14 protein-coding genes are annotated in these 18,316 nt (G+C 75.0%); 3 read left to right on the plus strand and 11 right to left on the minus strand.

Going from position 1 to position 18,316, the window contains the following annotated elements; translation table 11 throughout:
* Positions 1–132 precede the first annotated feature (132 nt).
* The 3 genes from ACFVGO_RS32025 to ACFVGO_RS32035 form a co-directional block, all read right to left on the minus strand.
* Positions 133–1,125 (minus strand): malate dehydrogenase, encoded by a 993-nt coding sequence (locus ACFVGO_RS32025; protein WP_359915194.1) that lies wholly within the window; start codon positions 1,123–1,125, stop codon positions 133–135.
* A 217-nt stretch (positions 1,126–1,342) separates the two neighbouring features.
* Complete coding sequence (locus ACFVGO_RS32030; RefSeq protein WP_359915192.1) at positions 1,343–1,768, minus strand: DUF3017 domain-containing protein; 426 nt, start codon at positions 1,766–1,768, stop codon at positions 1,343–1,345.
* 19 nt (positions 1,769–1,787) lie between these two features.
* The gene (locus ACFVGO_RS32035) at positions 1,788–2,642 is read right to left on the minus strand and encodes a bifunctional methylenetetrahydrofolate dehydrogenase/methenyltetrahydrofolate cyclohydrolase (protein ID WP_359915190.1); all 855 of its coding nucleotides are present in this window, start codon (positions 2,640–2,642) and stop codon (positions 1,788–1,790) included.
* Between the two features lie 574 nt (positions 2,643–3,216).
* Here ACFVGO_RS32035 and ACFVGO_RS32040 point away from each other — a divergent pair.
* Positions 3,217–3,828, plus strand: coding sequence for a hypothetical protein (locus ACFVGO_RS32040; RefSeq protein ID WP_359915188.1), 612 nt, complete (start codon positions 3,217–3,219; stop codon positions 3,826–3,828).
* Between the two features lie 114 nt (positions 3,829–3,942).
* Here the strand turns inward: ACFVGO_RS32040 and purH are convergent, their stop codons facing one another.
* Positions 3,943–5,517: a bifunctional phosphoribosylaminoimidazolecarboxamide formyltransferase/IMP cyclohydrolase gene (purH, locus tag ACFVGO_RS32045; RefSeq protein WP_359915187.1), complete on the minus strand. Its 1,575-nt coding sequence runs from the start codon at positions 5,515–5,517 to the stop codon at positions 3,943–3,945.
* A complete protein-coding gene (purN, locus tag ACFVGO_RS32050) occupies positions 5,514–6,173 on the minus strand; it encodes a phosphoribosylglycinamide formyltransferase (protein WP_359915185.1) in 660 nt (219 codons plus the stop codon). The genes purH and purN overlap by 4 nt, the downstream gene beginning before the upstream one ends.
* A 401-nt stretch (positions 6,174–6,574) precedes the next feature.
* On the opposite strand from purN, the gene ACFVGO_RS32055 reads away from it, so the two are divergent.
* The gene (locus ACFVGO_RS32055) at positions 6,575–7,273 is read left to right on the plus strand and encodes a hypothetical protein (protein ID WP_380635572.1); all 699 of its coding nucleotides are present in this window, start codon (positions 6,575–6,577) and stop codon (positions 7,271–7,273) included.
* A gap of 36 nt (positions 7,274–7,309) precedes the next feature.
* On the opposite strand, the gene ACFVGO_RS32060 is transcribed toward ACFVGO_RS32055, so the two are convergent.
* Positions 7,310–8,758: a DUF6350 family protein gene (locus tag ACFVGO_RS32060; RefSeq protein ID WP_380635576.1), complete on the minus strand. Its 1,449-nt coding sequence runs from the start codon at positions 8,756–8,758 to the stop codon at positions 7,310–7,312.
* Between the two features lie 132 nt (positions 8,759–8,890).
* On the opposite strand from ACFVGO_RS32060, the gene ACFVGO_RS32065 reads away from it, so the two are divergent.
* Positions 8,891–11,011: a LuxR C-terminal-related transcriptional regulator gene (locus ACFVGO_RS32065; protein WP_359915179.1), complete on the plus strand. Its 2,121-nt coding sequence runs from the start codon at positions 8,891–8,893 to the stop codon at positions 11,009–11,011.
* 62 nt (positions 11,012–11,073) lie between these two features.
* Here the strand turns inward: ACFVGO_RS32065 and sucD are convergent, their stop codons facing one another.
* The 5 genes from sucD to ACFVGO_RS32090 all read right to left on the minus strand — a co-directional run bounded on the left by sucD (position 11,074) and on the right by ACFVGO_RS32090 (position 18,191).
* The gene (gene sucD / locus ACFVGO_RS32070) at positions 11,074–11,964 is read right to left on the minus strand and encodes a succinate--CoA ligase subunit alpha (protein ID WP_359911288.1); all 891 of its coding nucleotides are present in this window, start codon (positions 11,962–11,964) and stop codon (positions 11,074–11,076) included.
* An 18-nt stretch (positions 11,965–11,982) separates the two neighbouring features.
* The gene (gene sucC, locus ACFVGO_RS32075) at positions 11,983–13,155 is read right to left on the minus strand and encodes an ADP-forming succinate--CoA ligase subunit beta (RefSeq protein WP_359911285.1); all 1,173 of its coding nucleotides are present in this window, start codon (positions 13,153–13,155) and stop codon (positions 11,983–11,985) included.
* A gap of 303 nt (positions 13,156–13,458) precedes the next feature.
* Entirely contained in the window at positions 13,459–14,640 is a 1,182-nt protein-coding gene (locus ACFVGO_RS32080; RefSeq protein ID WP_359911282.1) for a VWA domain-containing protein, read from the minus strand.
* Between the two features lie 69 nt (positions 14,641–14,709).
* Positions 14,710–17,112 (minus strand): DUF5682 family protein, encoded by a 2,403-nt coding sequence (locus ACFVGO_RS32085; protein ID WP_380635580.1) that lies wholly within the window; start codon positions 17,110–17,112, stop codon positions 14,710–14,712.
* A complete protein-coding gene (locus ACFVGO_RS32090; RefSeq protein WP_359911276.1) occupies positions 17,109–18,191 on the minus strand; it encodes an AAA family ATPase in 1,083 nt (360 codons plus the stop codon). Before ACFVGO_RS32090 ends, ACFVGO_RS32085 begins: the two co-directional genes overlap by 4 nt.
* Positions 18,192–18,316: the final 125 nt, after the last annotated feature.

Below are 18,316 nucleotides of genomic sequence, written 5' to 3' on the forward strand. Positions count from 1 at the left end.
TCCTCCGGGTGGGGTCGTAAGAAAGGAGAAGTGTGATACCACCCCCCACCGACGACACCCAAACCCCTCCCGCCCTCCTCCCCCGGGGGGGGAGAACCAGCCCCCCCGCCGGCGGAACCGTGCGGGGCGGGCTCAGATGAGGCCCAGCTCCTGGACCGCGTCGCGCTCCTCGGTCAGCTCCTTGACCGAGGCGTCGATGCGGGCGCGCGAGAAGTCGGAGATCTCCAGGCCCTGGACGATCTCGAACTTGCCGTCCTTGGTGGTGACGGGGAAGGAGGAGATCAGGCCCTCCGGAACGCCGTAGGAGCCGTCGGAGACGACACCCATGGAGGTCCAGTCGCCCTCGGCGGTGCCGTTGACCCAGGTGTGGACGTGGTCGATGGCGGCGTTGGCGGCCGAGGCGGCCGAGGAGGCGCCGCGGGCGTCGATGATGGCGGCACCGCGCTTGGCGACGGTCGGGATGAAGTCGCCCTCCAGCCAGGCCAGGTCGCTGCCGACGGCCTCGAAGGCCGGCTTGCCGGCGATCTCGGCCTGGAAGATGTCCGGGTACTGGGTCGCGGAGTGGTTGCCCCAGATGGTGACGCGCTTGATGTCGGAGACCAGGGCGCCGGTCTTGGAGGACAGCTGGCCGACGGCGCGGTTGTGGTCCAGACGGGTCATCGCGGTGAAGCGCTCGGCCGGGACGTCCGGGGCGTTGCGCTGGGCGATCAGGGCGTTGGTGTTGGCCGGGTTGCCGACGACCAGGACCTTGATGTCGTCCGCGGCGTTGTCGTTGATGGCCTTGCCCTGCGGGCCGAAGATGCCGCCGTTGGCCGACAGCAGGTCGCCGCGCTCCATGCCCGCGGTGCGCGGACGGGCGCCGACCAGCAGCGCGACGTTGGCGCCGTCGAAGGCCACGTTCGGCTGGTCCGTGATCGTGATGTCGCGCAGCAGCGGGAAGGCGCAGTCGACGAGCTCCATGGCGGTGCCCTCGGCGGCCTTGAGGCCCTGCGGGATCTCCAGGAGGCGCAGGTTCACCGGCACGTCGGCACCGAGCAGGTGGCCCGAGGCGATGCGGAAGAGCAGCGCGTAGCCGATCTGGCCGGCTGCTCCGGTGATGGTGACGTTGACGGGGGTGCGGGTCATTTCTACCTTCTCCAGCAAATCGCCAGGCGCCCCAGGCACACCGGCACTGGAGCCAGGATGATCTCTCTCGACGTCGAGAGACCGGCGTCAGGTTATCGCAAAGGGAAGCGTATGCCCGGTGTCCCGGCGTGGCTGATGCGTCACAGAAGCAAGGCGGCCCCCGCCCGGGCCCTGGATTTCCACGGGACCGGGCGGGGGCCGTCGCAGGCCCCGCGGATCAGTGCCTGGGCCGGCCCATCAGCTGGCCGATGTTGTCGAGCAGCGGGATCTGCAGCCACGGGTTCGGCTGCGCCACCAGGGTCAGCAGCACGATCGAGATGCCCAGGAAGCTCAGCACGATCACGTCGGTGAAGCGGCTGCGCACCGCCAGCATCCCGACCTCGGGCAGCACCAGCCGCAGCACCGCGCCGAGCAGCACGCCGCAGCCGAGGATCAGCAGCCCGTACTTGAACCCGTCCTTGAAGTCGGCGAACCAGGTGACCGCGAGGCCGGCGCCGACGACCAGCAGGACCAGCGTGATCGGCCACTGCCGCACCGGCAGCGCGTGCTCGCGTCCGAGGGCCGCGGAGGCGCCCTCGGGCGGCAGGGTGCCGGTCGTCCTGACCGGCCTGCGGCGGGACCGTGCCGGTCGCGGTTCAGTCATGCTCGCCGTCCCTGGGGTGTCAGATGCCGGCGCGGCGCTCGGCCGCCTCGACGATGTTGTTGAGCAGCATCGCGCGGGTCATCGGGCCCACGCCGCCGGGGTTCGGGGAGATCCAGCCGGCCACCTCGGCCACCCCCGGGTGCACGTCGCCGACGATCTTGCCCTCGCTGCGGCTGACGCCCACGTCCAGCACCGCCGCGCCCGGCTTGACGTCCTCCGGCTTGACCAGGTGCGGCACGCCGGCGGCGGCCACGATGATGTCGGCCTTGCGCAGGTGGGCGCCGAGGTCCCGGGTGCCGGTGTGGCACAGGGTGACGGTGGCGTTCTCGCTGCGGCGGGTCAGCAGCAGGCCGATCGAGCGGCCGACGGTGATGCCGCGGCCGACCACGACCACCTCGGCGCCGTTGATCTCGACGTCGTGGCGGCGCAGCAGCTCGACGATGCCGAGCGGGGTGCACGGCAGCGGGCCCTCGATGCCCAGGGCGAGCCGGCCGAGCGAGGTCGGGTGCAGGCCGTCGGCGTCCTTGTCCGGGTCCATCAGCTCCAGGACCGGGTTCTGGTCCAGGCCCTTGGGCAGCGGCAGCTGAACGATGTAGCCGGTGCAGGACGGGTCGGCGTTGAGCTCGCGGACGACGTTCTCGACGTCCTCCTGGGTGGCGGTGGCGGGCAGCTCGCGCTGGATCGAGGCGATGCCGACCTCGGCGCAGTCCTTGTGCTTGCCGTTCACGTACCAGCGGCTACCCGGGTCGTCGCCGACCAGGACGGTGCCGAGGCCGGGCGTGACGCCCTTCGCCTTGAGGACCGCCACGCGGGCGGCGAGTTCGGACTTGATCGCGGCGGCGGTGGCCTTGCCATCGAGAATCTGGGCAGTCATGACCCCATTCTCCCGGATCGCCGGGGGTCTCCGTACCGAGGGCGTCCGACCGCTGCCGCCGCGCTCGCGGGCGCGGTCCCGGGCACGGCTCGGGGCGCGGCTCCGGCCCGGTCCCGGGCACGCCTCCGGGGTGGACGAACGGGTGAACGGACGGGTGAACGGACGGGTACGAAGGTCCGACGCACGTTGCGGTTGCGCCACAGTCTTGACGCGGCACACGGAACCGGCTGGACAGGGCGCCGCCGTCCGGATGACGATAAGCGCGCATTCCCGCCGCGATACCGGCCCGGTGACGGGCCGACGGACCCCGCGGCGGGGCGTACCCGGGGGAAAGAGCCAGTGAGCCGACCACAGCAGAACGAGCAGTCCGACCGCGGGGGCACCGTTCCGCCCGCGCCGTACCCGTCGGCCGCCTCGCACCCCTGACGCTCACCACGCTGCGAGCCGCGGCGCCCGTCACCGCCGCCGGGCCGTTCCCCGCTCCGCCGACGTCCCCCTCGGCCGGTGACCCGACTCACCGACCGGGACCGTCGGCGTCCCGTCCCCGCGTCCCCGTAACTGCCCGGAGGCATCCATGACGTACCCGCCCGACCCGAACAACCCGTACGGCCAGCCGCCGGCCGCCCCGGGCTACGGCTACCCGCAGCAGGCCCCGCCGCAGGCCGCCCCGGGCTACGGCTACCCGCAGCAGGCCCCGGCCTACGGATATGCGCCGATGGTCCCGCCGTCCATGCCGGGCCTGATGACCACCGCCCGGGTGCTGCTGTTCATCGTCGGCGGCGTCCAGACGCTCGCCGCGATCTCCTACGTGATCATCGGGGCGGCGGCCAAGGACGTCACCAACGCCGCCAGCCGGACCACCAGCGACGACAACCCGTTCACCGCGCTGGGCGACGCCGCCGCCGGTGTCCTGCTCGTCGTCGGTGTGCTGTTCGGGCTGTTCGCCGCGCTCTCCATCACGCTCGGCGTGAAGTTCGGCAAGGGCGGCAACGCCGTCCGCGTCACCACCATCGTGTACGGCTCGCTGGGCGCCCTGGTCGGCCTGCTGATCCTGCTCGGCGCCATCTCCGGCGGCACCGCGGTCGGCCTGGTGATGGCCCTGCTCTGGCTGGCGATCAGCATCATCTGGATCACCGCCATGTGCGTCCAGGACGGCGTCAACTGGTTCAACCGGCCGCGTTACTGACCGGCCCGCACGAACGACGCAGAGCGGCCCGGCTCCCTCCTCGGAGGGGGCCGGGCCGCTCTGTCGTGCCGTCACACCGTCACGCCGTCGGCGGGACCGGTGGAATCGGCGGGATCAGTGGAAGAAGTGCCGCGCGCCGGTGAAGTACATGGTCACACCGGCCTCGGCGGCCGCCGCGACGACCTCCTCGTCCCGGATCGAGCCGCCGGGCTGGACGATCGCCCTGACACCGGCCGCGATCAGGATCGCCGGGCCGTCCGCGAACGGGAAGAAGGCGTCCGAGGCCGCGTAGGCGCCCTTGGCGCGCTCGCCGGCCCGCTCGACCGCGAGCTTGCAGGAGTCCACCCGGTTGACCTGGCCCATGCCGACGCCGACCGAGGCGCCGTCCTTGGCCAGCAGGATCGCGTTGGACTTGACGGCCCGGCAGGCCCGCCAGGCGAAGGCCAGCTCGGCCAGCTCGTCGGCGGTCAGCGCCTCACCGCTGGCGAGGGTCCAGTTCGCCGGGTCGTCGCCCTCGGCGTGCACCCGGTCGGCGTCCTGGAGCAGCACGCCGCCGGAGATCGGGCGCACCTCCTGGCGGTTGGCCGGGGCCTCGGGGGCGAGCAGCACCCGCAGGTTCTTCTTGCGGGTGAGCACCTCCAGGGCGCCCTCCTCGTAGCCGGGGGCCACCACGACCTCGGTGAAGATCGGGGCGATCTGCTCGGCCAGCGCGACGGTGACCGGGCGGTTGACGGCGATCACGCCGCCGTACGCGGAGACCGGGTCGCACTCGTGCGCCTTGCGGTGCGCCTCGGCGACGTCGGCGCCGGTCCCGATGCCGCACGGGTTGGCGTGCTTGATGATCGCGACGGCCGGCTCGGCGTGGTCGTAGGCGGCGCGGCGGGCGGCGTCGGTGTCGACGTAGTTGTTGTACGACATCTCCTTGCCGTGCAGCTGCTGCGCGCCGGCCAGGCCTCCCGTGCCGTCGCTGTAGAGCGCGGCGCCCTGGTGCGGGTTCTCGCCGTAGCGCAGCACGTTCTGCCGCTCCCAGGTCGACCCGAGGAACTCGGGGAAGTGCTCGTCGCTGGGGGCGTAGCCGTCCTCGAACCAGGAGGCGACGGCCACGTCGTAGGCGGCGGTGTGGGCGAACGCGGCACCGGCCAGGCGCTTGCGGGTGGCCAGGTCGAAGCCGCCCTCCTGCGCCGCCTTCAGCACGTCGCCGTAGCGGGCCGGGTCGACCACCACGGCCACCGAGGGGTGGTTCTTGGCGGCGGCGCGGACCATGCTCGGGCCGCCGATGTCGATCTGCTCGACGCACTCGTCCGGGGTGGCGCCGGAGGCGACGGTGGCCTTGAACGGGTAGAGGTTCACGACGACCAGGTCGAAGGGCTCGACGCCGAGCTCGGCCAGCTGGGCGCGGTGCGACTCCAGCCGCAGGTCGGCCAGCACGCCGGCGTGCACCCGGGGGTGCAGCGTCTTCACGCGCCCGTCCAGGCACTCCGGGAAGCCGGTCAGCTCGGAGACCTCGGTCACCGGGACACCGGCGGCGGCGATCCGGCCGGCGGTGGAGCCGGTGGAGACGATGGCGACCCCGGCGGCGTGCAGGCCCTGGGCCAGCTCCTCCAGACCGGTCTTGTCGTACACGCTGATCAGCGCGCGACGGATCGGACGGACGTTCTCCGAAACGGGCGTGGTGGAGCTGGCACTCATGCCGGAATCCATACCTTTCGGTCCTCGATGCGGTGACCTTCGCGGGCCAGCCGGCCCACGACGTCGACGAGCAACTGGCGCTCGACAGTCTTGATGCGCTCGTGCAGCGCTTCGCCGCCATCGGCGTGGTCGGCGTCGACGACCTCGACGACGCCCTGCGCGATGATCGGCCCGGTGTCCACGCCGGAGTCGACCAGGTGGACGGTGCAGCCGGTGACCTTCACGCCGTACGCGAGCGCGTCGGTGACGCCGTGGGCGCCGGGGAAGGAGGGCAGCAGTGCGGGGTGGGTGTTGACGGTCCGCCCGGCGAAGGCGGCGATGAACTCGGGGCCGAGGATCTTCATGAAACCGGCCGTGACCACCAGGTCCGGCTGGTACTCGGCGACGGAGGCGGTCAGCGCGCGGTCCCAGGCGGCCCGGTCCGGGTGGTCCTTCACCCGGTGGACGAAGGTCGGCAGGCCCGCCTTCCCGGCGCGCTCCAGGCCCGCGATCCCGTCCCGGTCCGCGCCGACGGCGAGGATCTCGGCGCCGTAGGCCGGGTCGGCGACGGCGTCGATCAGCGCCTGCAGGTTGGTGCCGGAGCCGGAGACCAGCACCACCAGGCGGGCCGGTCCGGGCGTACGGGGCGGGAAGTGCTGGGCGGGGGCGGCGGCCACTGCGCGTCTCTCCGTAGGTCGGGCGCCGTCCGCTGGTACGTCCACCGGTGGTGGGGCCACTACGAACGGCAGGTCGAGCGAGGGGGAACTCCAGGGAAATCCGCCGCGACGCGGGCCCCGGGGAACCTCTGTGGGCTGCTGACCGTCACCACGATAACGGCTGGTCGGAGGGCCTCCGCACCCTCCCGGCGGCGCTACGCGCGTAGTTGAGACGGGGATCTCCTCCGGCCCACCGCACCGGAGTTGCCCCGGGCCGCACCGGCCCCGGCGTCCCCGCCCGCCCCGCGGCACCGGGCCGCCGGTGGCCCGACGGACGACTGCGGGATCATTGGGGGCGCGGGAGACCGCTCCGACGCGAGAACCTCCGAACGAGCCCCGACCGAGAAGGAATGGCTGAACCCATGAGCAGCGGCGACGACACCGGCGAGCGCAACCCCTTCGCGCCGCCGCCGGCGGATGCCCCGGACCAGCCGTGGCAGCCGCGCAGCCCCTGGGCCGGCGGAGGTCACGGCTCCGACGGCCAAGCGGGCCCCACCGGGCAGGGCGGCCCCACCGGGCAGGGCGGCCCCACCGGGCAGGGCGGCTCCGACGGCAGGGGCGGCGAGCGTCCGCAGCTGCCGCCGCAGTGGGGCCCCGGCGACGGCCGCACCGGCCAGCGACCGCCGTCCCCGCAGCCGCCCCGGCTCGACCTCGCCGATCCGGCCCACCGCAAGGCCCGCAACGCGGCGCTGGCCGGGCCGTTCGCCCTGGTCTGCCTGTTCGCGGGGTTCCACTGGATCGCCCTGCTGATCGGGGCGCTCGGCATCGTCTGGGGCGTCGGCGCGCTGCGGACCCGGCGGCCCGCCCCGTCCGCCACCGTCGCCGGGCCGGCCGGGCCGCTCCCCGCGGCCCCCGCCCCGAACCCGCTCACCCCGGCGGCGCTCGCCGGCATCCTGACCGGTGCGATGACCATCGTGGTCGCGACCTCGGTGATCGGCCTCGGGTACCACTACCGCGACTACGTCACCTGCGTCCAGGACTCGCTGACCAGCGTCGGCGCCCAGAACTGCGACCGGTACGCGCCGCAGTGGTACGTGGACTTCACCGGGAACACCGAGTAGCCGGACCTCCGGGTCCGCCCGGTCCCCCGGCCCCGGTCAGTCGTCGAGGCCCGGTCGGTCGTCGAGGCCCGCGCGGTCGTCCGGGCCCCGCCCGTCGGGGCCCGGTCCGCCGGCGGCGGGCCCGGCACCCGGCTCCGAAAGCCGCAGCACGAGGGCGAACGTACGGGCGCGCAGCCCCAGCGCACCCCGGCGGGCCTGGCGCGCGAGCCGGGCGTACACGCCCACGCCGTCCGCCGGGCCCAGCATCCGGTACCGGACCAGCAACGCGCCCGGGACGGCGACCAGCGCGATCCAGCCCGCCGCCGCCGGACCCGTCCACGGCAGCGGCCCCACCCACGCCAGCCGCTCCCCCGCCAGCGCCCCGCCGGAGAGCCGGCCCAGCACCGCCGCCCCGGCCCCGACCCACAGCGCCGCCGCCAGCGCGGCCACCGCCGTCGCGGCCGGCGTCCAGGGCTCGGGCCGCTCCCCGGCCCCCGCCCCGGAGACCGGCAGCCGCCGGCCCGCCGCCGCACGGCCCAGCAGCACCGCCGGCACCACCCCGGCCAGCAGCGGCAGGACCGACGCCGCGAGCCGCCAGCCGCCCGGCCCGTCCGCCGGCAGCAGGGCGAACAGCGGGAACTCGGGCACCGGGCCCAGCACCGCACCGGTCGGCGACACCACCGTCCCGGTGCCGAGCGCGAAGCCCGGCCCCAGCGCGTACGCCGCACCCCACAGCACCGCGTTCGGCAGCAGCGCCAGCGCGAGCAGCACCAGCCCCACCAGTGCGACGAGCCCGCCGCCGAGCAGCGCCATCCCGCGCCCACCGCCCGCCACCGCGTCCAGCACCGCCGAGAACACCACCAGCAGACCGCCCGCCGCGACCAGCCCGGCCCCGGCCGCCAGCGCCGCGGCCCGTACCACCGGCGCACCGTCGACCGGGCGGTACGGCAGCGGGAGGCGGTCCAGCGGGGAGTCGACCGGCACGTCCAGGACGGCCACCGAGCGGGCCCCCGCGGCCGTCGCCAGGCCCGCCACCAGTGCCACCACCAGCACGTCCAGCAGCACCCGGCTGCGGAACGGCCCGGTGGCCGCGCAGTGCAGCGCCACCGCGAAGGCCACCGCGCAGTACCCCGCCCACACCGCCACCGGACCGCCCCAGCGCGGGCGCGGCCCCCGCCGCGCGGCCACCCCGGCGGCCGCGCGGTAGAGCCGGACCACGGCCAGCGCGCCGAGCAGCAGCGGAGTGACCGTCAGCGGGGCGTCCGCCGGCCCGCGCAGCAGCGGCGCTCCGTGCCCCAGCAGCCAGAGCGCCCCCGCCAACCGGGTGACAACGGCCGCGCCGTCGTCCGCGTACGGCATCGCCACCCAGAGCCCGAGCACCGGCGCCCCGACCACCGCCAGGCCGACCAACGCCGTCCGTACACCCGCCAACAGGTCGGCCAGCGCGGGGCGTCCGCCCAATTCACCGGGCGACTCCAGGATCGGACGGCCCATCAGCTGCGTCATGGGCCACATGGTGCCAAGGCGACTCGCCATGCTCCGTGAAGCGCCAAACCGCCGCCGTGTCCCAGATTATTGGCTTATGCGCATTTTCAGACCTTGCCCCCAAGCCGCCGGCGCCCCGGCCCGGAGCGTCTGATGGCCACGCCACCCACCGCCGACTCCCCCACTCCGGAGCGCCACCGCAGGCCCGCCCGCGCCGAGACCGACCCGGGCCGCCTGCTGCGGAAGCTGACCCCCCGTGAGGCCCAGACCCTGGCCCACCTCGCCGCCGGCCACGACCTCCCCCGCACCGCCGCCACCCTCGGGGTCACCCCCACCACCGCCCGCAGCTACCTCCAGCGCGCGATGCGCAAGCTCGGCACCCGCACCGCGGCGGAGGCACTCGCCCTGCTGGCCGGCACGCCGCCGCGCCCCCAGGACCCCGGCCCGACCGGACACCCGGCGAACTTCGCCGGCCTCGACCCGGCCGACCCGGCCGACCCGGGCCCGGCCCCGGATGCCGGGCTCCCACCGGCCGAACCGGTCCTCCTACGGCCGGACCCGGGCTCCTCCGCCCCGGCCGCCCCCGGTTCCGTGGCGGGAGCAGACCGCCCGCGGGCCGACGCGGCAACGGACGGGGAGGCGACCGGAAAGCGGAGCCGCACCCGAGCCGGGAGACCCGCCCCGGGACCCTCGGGCGGCACCCGGCGGGCGGCCCCGGCCGGGCAGCCCCGGCAGGCCGCCGACGGGCCGACGGCCGACGGGAGGAGCGCCGCCCCCGGGCGCGCGCAGGAGCCACGCACGCCCGGGGGCCGGCCAGGAGCCGCCGCCCTCCAGGCACCTCCGGCCGCGGCGGCGGACGACGGGCGGCGTCAGCCGACCGACACCGGCCACCCGCCGACGGCCCCCGGGGACCCCGACCGGCCCGGCGGCACGCCCGGCACTCCCGGTGCCTCCGCCGCCGGGCCGGCCGGGCAGGCGAGCGCTCCGACCGCGGACGCGGCCGGTGGAGGCGGGTCGGAGGAGGCCCCCGCCGGCCCGGCCGCCGGCCACGGCGACACGCCGCACCACGCCCCGGCCGCACCCGAACCGGACACCGGGCCGGACGCCGGACGGCCACCGGCCGCCGAACCCGACCGGGCGCGGACGGCACGGCCGGAGCCGCAGAACCCTGCCGCCGCCAGTCCCGGCCGGGCGGCGCTGGCCGCCGCCGCTCCCTCGGGCGCGGACGACGACCTCGACGCCGAGCCCCCGGCGATGGGCTTCGACGAGCTCTACGAGACCGCGCACACCCGGCTGGTGCAGCAGGTGTTCCTGCTGACCGCCTGCCGGCACCGGGCGGTGCACTGCGTGCGGCGGGCGTTCGGCGAGGCCCGGCGGTGCTGGGGCACGGCCGCCGGTTCGGGGAACCCGGAGGGCTGGGTACGGGCGCGCGCCTGCGAGCTGGCGCTGTCCCCGTGGCACCGGGGCGGCCCCCGGCGGGCGCACGCGTGGGGGCTGCCGCACCGGCGGATCAAGGTGCGGCCGGCCGACGAGACCCAGGCGGTGCTGCCGGACCACGACCGGCTGACCGACCGGGACCGGGCGCTGCTGAAGGCGCTCAAGCGGCTGTCCCGCCCCCAGCGCCGGGCGCTGGTGCTGCACGACGGGCTGGGGCTGCCGGCCGCGGCGGTCGCGGTGGAGGTGGAGTCCTCCCGGGCGGCGGCCGAGGGGCGGGTGTGGGCCGCCCGGGCGGCGCTGGCCGCGTGGGTGCCGGACCTGGTCGGGCCGGACCCGGCGGCACCGGGCTTCGCGGACGGGCTGTGCGGGCTGCTCCACCGGGCGGCGGTGCGCGGCTGTCCGGAGCCGCACCGGACGCCGGTGCCGGTGCTGCGGGCCCGGTACCGGCTCCGGACGGCGAGCCGGACGGGCGCGGCGGCGCTGCTGACGGTCGCGGTGGGCGGGGCGACGTTGGCGACCCTGGCGGGGGTGCGCCCCGCGGAGCTGTTCCGGCCGACCACCCCGCCGGCGCCCACGCTCTGCCTGGCCGCCACCGCGGCGCAGGCGGCGGAGCCGGCCGTGCCGCTGCTGCCCGACGGGGCGCCGAACGGCATCACCAGCATCTGGTGCAGCCCGGCGCCCGGGTTGGAGGCCGTCCTGGTGGATCCTCAGCCCCAGGCGGTCGCGCGCTGGGAGCTGCCGCCGGCGGCCCGGGGCGCCGCTCCGCCGCCGCAGGGACCGGCGGCCTGCCGGCAGTGGTCGCCGCTGCCCTGCACCACGGGGCCGGGGCGGCACTGAGCCGCGAACGGCGAGCGCCCCCGCCCGGGAGGGCGGGGGCGCTCGTCACGCGCGGGGCGGGATCAGGCCTGGGCGGCGATGATCTCGCGGGCCAGGCGGGCGGTCTCGGACGGCGTCTTGCCGACCTTGACACCGGCGGCCTCGAGGGCCTCCTTCTTGGCCTGGGCGGTGCCCGAGGAGCCGGAGACGATGGCGCCGGCGTGGCCCATGGTCTTGCCCTCGGGGGCGGTGAAGCCCGCGACGTAGCCGACGACCGGCTTGGTGACGTGCTCGGCGATGTAGGCCGCGGCACGCTCCTCGGCGTCGCCACCGATCTCACCGATCATGACGATGATCTCGGTCTCCGGGTCCTCCTGGAAGGCCTTGAGGGCGTCGATGTGGGTGGTCCCGATGACCGGGTCACCGCCGATGCCCACGGCCGAGGAGAAGCCGATGTCGCGCAGCTCGTACATGAGCTGGTAGGTCAGGGTGCCCGACTTCGAGACCAGACCGATCTTGCCGGAGCTGGTGATGTCGGCCGGGATGATGCCGGCGTTCGACTGTCCGGGGCTGATCAGGCCGGGGCAGTTCGGGCCGATGATGCGGGTCTTGTTGCCCTTGGCACCGGCGTGCGCCCAGAAGGCGGCGGTGTCGTGCACCGGGACGCCCTCGGTGATGACGACGGCCAGGCCGATCTCGGCGTCGATGGCCTCGACGACGGCGGCCTTGGTGAAGGCCGGCGGCACGAAGAGGACGGAGACGTCGGCCCCGGTCTTCTCCATCGCCTCGGCGACGGAGCCGAAGACCGGGATCTCGGTGCCGTCGACGTCGACCGTGGTGCCGGCCTTGCGCGGGTTCACGCCGCCGACGATCTGGGTGCCGGAGGCGAGCATGCGGCGGGTGTGCTTCATGCCCTCGGCGCCGGTCATGCCCTGGACGATGACCTTGCTGTCCTTGGTAAGGAAGATAGCCATGGTGTTAAGTCCCCTTCCTTACTTGTTGGCCAGCTCGGCGGCGCGGTCAGCGGCGCCGTCCATGGTGTCCACGCGCTGGACCAGCGGGTGGTTGGCGTCGTCGAGGATCTTGCGACCCAGCTCCGCGTTGTTGCCGTCCAGACGGACGACCAGCGGCTTGGTGACGTTCTCGCCCTTGCCCTCCAGGAGCGCGAGGGCCTGCACGATGCCGTTGGCGACCGCGTCGCACGCGGTGATGCCGCCGAAGACGTTGACGAAGACCGACTTGACGTCGGGGTCGCCCAGGATGATCTCCAGGCCGTTCGCCATGACCTCGGCGGAGGCGCCGCCACCGATGTCGAGGAAGTTGGCGGGCTTGACGCCGCCGTGGTTCTCACCGGCGTACGCGACCACGTCGAGGGTGCTCATGACGAGGCCCGCGCCGTTGCCGATGATGCCGACCTGGCCGTCGAGCTTGACGTAGTTCAGGCCCTTGGCCTTGGCGGCGGCCTCCAGCGGGTTGGCCGCGGCCTTGTCCTCCAGGGCCTCGTGCTCGGGCTGGCGGAACTCGGCGTTCTCGTCCAGGGAGACCTTGCCGTCGAGCGCGATGATCTTGCCCTCGCCGGACTTGATCAGCGGGTTGACCTCGACGAGGAGGGCGTCCTCCTTGATGAAGACGGTCCACAGCTTCTGCAGGACCTCGGCGACCTGGTCGGCGACCTCGGCCGGGAACTTCGCCGCGGCGACGATCTCGGCGGCCTTCTCCGGGGTGCAGCCCTCGTTGGCGTCGACCGGGATCTTGGCGAGCGCCTCGGGGTTCTGCTCGGCGACGACCTCGATCTCCACGCCGCCCTCGACGCTGGCCATGGCCAGGAAGGTGCGGTTGGTGCGGTCCAGCAGGAACGAGACGTAGTACTCGTCCTTGATGTCCGCGGTCTGGGCCAGCATCACCTTGTGAACGGTGTGGCCCTTGATGTCCATGCCGAGGATCTGCTCGGCCTTGGCGACGGCGTCCGCCGGGTCGGCGGCGAGCTTGACGCCGCCGGCCTTGCCTCGGCCACCCACCTTCACCTGAGCCTTGACGACGGCGCGGCCGCCGAAGCGCTCCGCGATGGCGGCAGCGTCTGCGGCGGTCTCGATGACATCGCCGTCAAGCACGGGCACACCGTGCTTGGCGAAGAGGTCCCTCGCCTGGTACTCGAACAGGTCCACGTGTTTGTCCTTGTTCGTGGTCGCGGATTGTGTCTCTACGAGCGTGCCACGGCAGGATCTTCGCTGCGGGTCGTCGGGGCGGTGCGGGTACGCAGAGGTACGGCCTTGCGGCCCACACAGCCACGGGCGCTCACGTCAATCAACACGCGCGTCACGTCCGTCTGGCAGGTTATCCCCGCGGGACGGGACTGTTCCGCCCGGGGCCTGCCCGGCATGGGTGAGAACCGTCACAGAATGCCCAGGAGGGACGGGGTGGGCGGCCGGTCCACCGATCGGTCCGATTAGCGCGTTCAGGTGAATCCCTCACCCCCCCTGGGCGGCCCCCCTGATCAGGTTCTGCGGGATCGGGCGCTTCTCGATCGCCGCCGCCATGATCTCCGGGAACGCGTCCGGGGTGCAGGCGAAGGCCGGCGCGCCGAGCGAGGCCAGCGCGGCGGCGTGCGCGTGGTCGTACGCCGGGGCCCCCTCGTCGGAGAGCGCGAGCAGGGCGATGAACTGGACGCCGGCCGCCTTCATCGCGGCGACCCGCTTGAGCATGCCGTCCCGGATGCCGCCCTCGTACAGGTCGCTGATCAGCACCACGACGGTCTCGGAGGGCCGGGTGATCTTCGACTGGCAGTAGGCCAGGGCGCGGTTGATGTCGGTGCCGCCGCCGAGCTGGGTGGCGAACAGGACGTCGACCGGGTCGGTGAGCTGTTCGGTGAGGTCGACCACCGAGGTGTCGAAGACGACCAGCCGGGTGTCCAGGGTGCGCATCGAGGCGAGCACCGCGCCGAAGACCGCCGAGTGGACCACCGAGGGCGCCATCGAGCCGGACTGGTCGATGCAGAGGATGACGTCCTTCTTCACGGCGCGCTGGGCGCGGGCGTAGCCGACCAGCCGCTCGGGGACGACGGTGCCGTGCTCGGGCAGGTAGTTCTTCAGGTTGGCCCGGATGGTGCGGTCCCAGTCGATGTCGCGGTGGCGGGGACGGTTGACCCTGGCACTGCGGTCCAGGGCGCCGCCGAGCGTGGCCCGGGTGCGGTCGGCGAGCCGGCGCTCCAGATCGGCGACCACCTTGCCGACCACCGCCCGGGCGGTCTCCCGGGTGGTCTCGGGCAGCGCGTGCTTGAGCGACAGCAGGGTGCCGACCAGGTGCACGTCCGGCTCGACGGCCTCCAGCATCTCCGGCTCCAGCAGCAGCCGGTCCAGGCCGAGCCGGGTGATCGCGTCCTGCTGCATCAGCTGCACCACGGTGGAGGGGAAGTACTCGCGGATGTCACCCAGCCAGCGGGCCACCTGCGGGGCCGAGCCGCCCAGCCCGGCACCGCGGCGGCCGGTGCGCCCGGCCCGGGCGCCCTCCTCGGGGGCGCCGCGGTAGAGCGCGGCGAGGGCGCCGTCCATCGCGGCGTCGCGGCCGCGCAGGGCACAGCCGGTGCCGTCGGCCTCGCCGCCGAGCACCAGCCGCCAGCGGCGCAGCCGTTCGTCGGTCGTGGGCGCTGCCATCTCGTCCTCCTTCAGCGGGTCCTGCGGTGGGGCAGGCGTTCGGTGCGGTGGGTGCCACCGCGGCGGGTGTCAGGTGTCGCGGCCGGCGGCCTGCCGGGGGATCCTCGGGCGGATCCCGAGCAGCAGGGCCACCACCGGGACGGCGGCGTCGGCCCGGGCCCGGTCCAGCTCACCGGCCGCGGCGTCGACGGCTGGCGGCTCACCGAGCGGGCCGGCCGCGACCCGTCCGCCGATGGTGGTGCGCACGCCCGCCTCCAGTCCGGCGAAGGTGCGGCGCAGCAGCGGCAGGACGTCGGTGAAGGCCTCGCCGCTCACCCCGGTCAGCCACTCGTCCAGCAGGGCGAGCAGCCGCGGGTCGTGCAGCAGCAGGGCGCCGCCGCCGGTCAGGAAGCCCTCGACCCAACCGGCCGCGTCGGCCGGGGCGTTGGCGGCGGAGAGCACCAGCCGCAGCCGTCGGCCGGCCTCCGCGGAGTCGAGCCGGCCGTCGTCCAGCAGCAGCCGCACGGCCCGGCCGCGCAGCAGCCCGGGGGCGCCGGTGGCCGGTCCGCCGGCCGGCTCGCGGCGGGCCAGCGAGCGCAGGGCGGCGGCCCAGCGGTCGGCCAGGCCGGCCAGGCCGTCCGGGTCCGGCGAGGTGCCGGCGGCGGTGGTGTCGGCAGTGGTGCTGCCGGCGGCAGTGGCGTCGGCGGGATCGGCGGCCAGCAGGCCGATCGCGCCGTGCACCTCGTCGAGGCGGCCGCGCATCGCCTCCGCGCCCCGCGCGTCCAGGCCGACGCAGCCGGGCGGCAGTCCGACGCAGATCCGCTCGGCCAGGCCCGCGGCCGCCTCGGCGAGCGCGCCGTGGTCGGTGCCGCGCACGTCGCCGTAGCGCAGCGCGCGGACCAGTGCGGGCAGCGCGCCCGCGAGGTGCGCGACGTCGGTGTCCAGTGCCGCGCAGTCGGCGAGCACCCGCATCACGGCGGGCAGTGCGCCGGACAGCCCGGCCAGCAGGCAGGTCTCCACCAGGCCGGTCAGCTCGGCGAGTTCCCCGGCGGCGCGGGCGGTGCCGACGGCCTTGTTGGCCGCGGCCTCCTCGACCGTGGTGCCCCACTGGGCGGCCTCGGCGATCCGGACCGCGAACTCGGGCTGCCAGCACAGCCGCCAGCTCTCCCGGAACGTCCCGGTCGAGTTCACCGAGGAGCGCGCGGGCACGCCCCAGTCCACGCCCAGCAGCCGCAGCCGGTGCAGCAGCCGGGAGCGGGCCGCGTCGGTGTCCTTGCGCAGGTCGAGGTCGACGTCCTTCGGCGCGGCCTCGGGCTTGAGCCGCAGCGAGCGCTGCAACCGGGTCAGGTCGCGCTGGAGCGGCACCGCCGGTGCGGCGTCCGGGACCTCGCCGAGCGCGTCGCCGACCACCAGGCGGTCCCGGACCAGCTCCAGGGCGACGTCCGAGCCCTCGCAGAGCACCGCGCGCACGGCGTCCAGGGTCTCGGTCAGCCCGGCGAGCGGGCGGCCGCGCAGCACGGCCAGGGTCTCGGCCAGCCGGACCGCCTCGATCACGTGCGCGGAGGAGACCGGGTGGTCCTCGGCGCGCAGCAGGTCGGCCGCCCGGGTGAGCCAGCGCGGCACCGGGTCACCGTCGGTGGTGAACAGGTGGTGGTACCAGCCGGGCGACTGCACACCCGCGCCGTAACCGGTGGCCTGGGAGAGCCGGCGGTGCGTCCACGGCACCCAGGTGATGTCCGTCCGCACCTTCTTCGGCAGTGCGGCGAGCAGCGCCCGGTCGTGGGCGACGGTGGGCATCCGCTCCAGCGCGGGGACGTGGAAGGCCCCGCAGACCACGGCGATCCTGCGGTGCCCGGCGCGGCGGGCGGCACGGATCTGCTGGCGCATGTACGCCTCGCGCAGCAGGTCCCGGCGGGACTCGCCGAGGCCCTCCGCGCGCAGCGCGCCCATCGCCTCGGCGACGGCGGCGAACGGCGCCAGCGCGTCGTCGCCGGGCGCGCGGTGCTCGACCACGTCCTCCCACCAGCGCTCCGCGTCGTCGTGCCCGGCCGCCTCGGCGAGCAGCGCCAGCGGGTCGGCGACCGGCCCGGTGTCCTCCTCCTCGGCGGCCGTGCCCTCGACGGCCTTCCCCTCCTCGGCCGTCCCCTCCGCGTCCTCCTCGGGGGCCGGCGCGAAGCCGTGCCCGGCGGGCAGGTCGATGAAGCGGACCGGCAGGTCGTGCTCCACGGCGTGCCGGATCGCCACCCACTCCGGGGAGAACTCGGCGTACGGCCAGAAGGCGGCCTTCGCCGGGTCGTCCACCGCGTGGGCGAGCAGCGCGACCGGCGGGACCAGGTCCTTCTCCGCGGCCAGGTGGACGATGCCGTCGGCCTCCGGCGGGCCCTCGATCAGCACCGCGTCCGGCCGCCACTGCGCCAGCGCGGCGGCGACCGCCCGGGCCGAGCCGGGGCCGTGGTGGCGGATGCCCAGCAGGGCGACCTCGGGCGCCGTCATGCCCCCACCTCACGGGCGGCGCGGTAGAAGTCCTTCCAGCCGTCGCGCTCGCGCACCACCCCTTCGACGTACTCGCGCCAGACCGCCCGGTCCGCCACCGGGTCGCGGACGACGGCGCCGAGGATGCCGGCCGTCACGTCCCCGGCGCGCAGCACGCCGTCGCCGAAGTGGGCGGCCAGCGCGAGTCCGTTGGTCACCACCGAGATCGCCTCGGCGGTGGAGAGGGTGCCGCTCGGGGTCTTGACCTTCGTCCGGCCGTCCACCGTGATCCCGGCCCGCAGCTCCCGGAAGACGGTGACCACGCGCCTGATCTCCTCGGCGCCGCCGGGCAGTTCGGGCAGTTCCAGGGAGCGGCCGAGCTGGTTGACCCGGCGGGTGACGATGTCGACCTCCTCGTCCAGCGAGCCCGGCAGCGGCAGCACCACGGTGTTGAAGCGGCGGCGCAGCGCGCTGGACAGCTCGTTGACGCCGCGGTCGCGGTCGTTGGCGGTGGCGATCACGTTGAAGCCGCGCACCGCCTGCGTCTCGGAGCCCAACTCCGGTATCGGCAGCGTCTTCTCCGACAGGATGGTGATCAGACTGTCCTGCACGTCGGCCGGGATGCGGGTGAGCTCCTCGACCCGGGCGATCCTGCCCTCGGCCATCGCCCGCATCAGCGGCGAGGGCACCAGGGCGTCCCGGCTGGGCCCGCGGGTGAGCAGCTGGGCGTAGTTCCAGCCGTACCGGACGGCCTCCTCGGGGGTGCCGGCGGTGCCCTGCACCAGCATCGTGGAGTCGCCGCTGATCGCCGCCGCCAGGTGCTCGGACACCCACGTCTTCGCGGTGCCCGGCACGCCGAGCAGCAGCAGCGCGCGGTCCGTCGCCAGGGTCGTCACGGCGACCTCGACGACCCGGCGCGGGCCGATGTACTTGGGGGTGATCCGGGTGCCGTCGGGCAGTTCGCCGCCGAGCAGGTACGTCGCCACGGCCCACGGCGAGAGCTTCCAGCGCTCGGGACGCGGACGGTCGTCCTGTGCGGCCAGCGCGGCCAGTTCGCCGGCGAACGCGTCCTCGGCGTGCTGCCGCAGAACGTCGGTCATGGGGGCTCCTTCGGGTCTGCCGCCGGGCACACGGGTGCCCCGGGCGCAAGGGTGATCGGGGGGAGCCAGGTCGGCGTCCCGGCCTGTGGAACCAACCCTGCACCGAGCCACTGACAACCCGGCGA

The organism is Kitasatospora sp. NPDC057738, from assembly GCF_042798815.1.
Taxonomy (GTDB): domain Bacteria; phylum Actinomycetota; class Actinomycetes; order Streptomycetales; family Streptomycetaceae; genus Kitasatospora; species Kitasatospora lactacystinica.

Coding starts and splice junctions, on each gene's coding strand:
- ACFVGO_RS32025 (WP_359915194.1), bottom strand. CDS start 1,125: ATGACCCGCACCCCCGTCAACGTCACCATCACCGGAGCAGCCGGCCAG.
- ACFVGO_RS32030 (WP_359915192.1), bottom strand. CDS start 1,768: ATGACTGAACCGCGACCGGCACGGTCCCGCCGCAGGCCGGTCAGGACG.
- ACFVGO_RS32035 (WP_359915190.1), bottom strand. CDS start 2,642: ATGACTGCCCAGATTCTCGATGGCAAGGCCACCGCCGCCGCGATCAAG.
- ACFVGO_RS32040 (WP_359915188.1), top strand. CDS start 3,217: ATGACGTACCCGCCCGACCCGAACAACCCGTACGGCCAGCCGCCGGCC.
- purH (WP_359915187.1), bottom strand. CDS start 5,517: ATGAGTGCCAGCTCCACCACGCCCGTTTCGGAGAACGTCCGTCCGATC.
- ACFVGO_RS32055 (WP_380635572.1), top strand. CDS start 6,575: ATGAGCAGCGGCGACGACACCGGCGAGCGCAACCCCTTCGCGCCGCCG.
- ACFVGO_RS32060 (WP_380635576.1), bottom strand. CDS start 8,758: ATGACGCAGCTGATGGGCCGTCCGATCCTGGAGTCGCCCGGTGAATTG.
- ACFVGO_RS32065 (WP_359915179.1), top strand. CDS start 8,891: ATGGCCACGCCACCCACCGCCGACTCCCCCACTCCGGAGCGCCACCGC.
- sucD (WP_359911288.1), bottom strand. CDS start 11,964: ATGGCTATCTTCCTTACCAAGGACAGCAAGGTCATCGTCCAGGGCATG.
- ACFVGO_RS32080 (WP_359911282.1), bottom strand. CDS start 14,640: ATGGCAGCGCCCACGACCGACGAACGGCTGCGCCGCTGGCGGCTGGTG.
- ACFVGO_RS32085 (WP_380635580.1), bottom strand. CDS start 17,112: ATGACGGCGCCCGAGGTCGCCCTGCTGGGCATCCGCCACCACGGCCCC.
- ACFVGO_RS32090 (WP_359911276.1), bottom strand. CDS start 18,191: ATGACCGACGTTCTGCGGCAGCACGCCGAGGACGCGTTCGCCGGCGAA.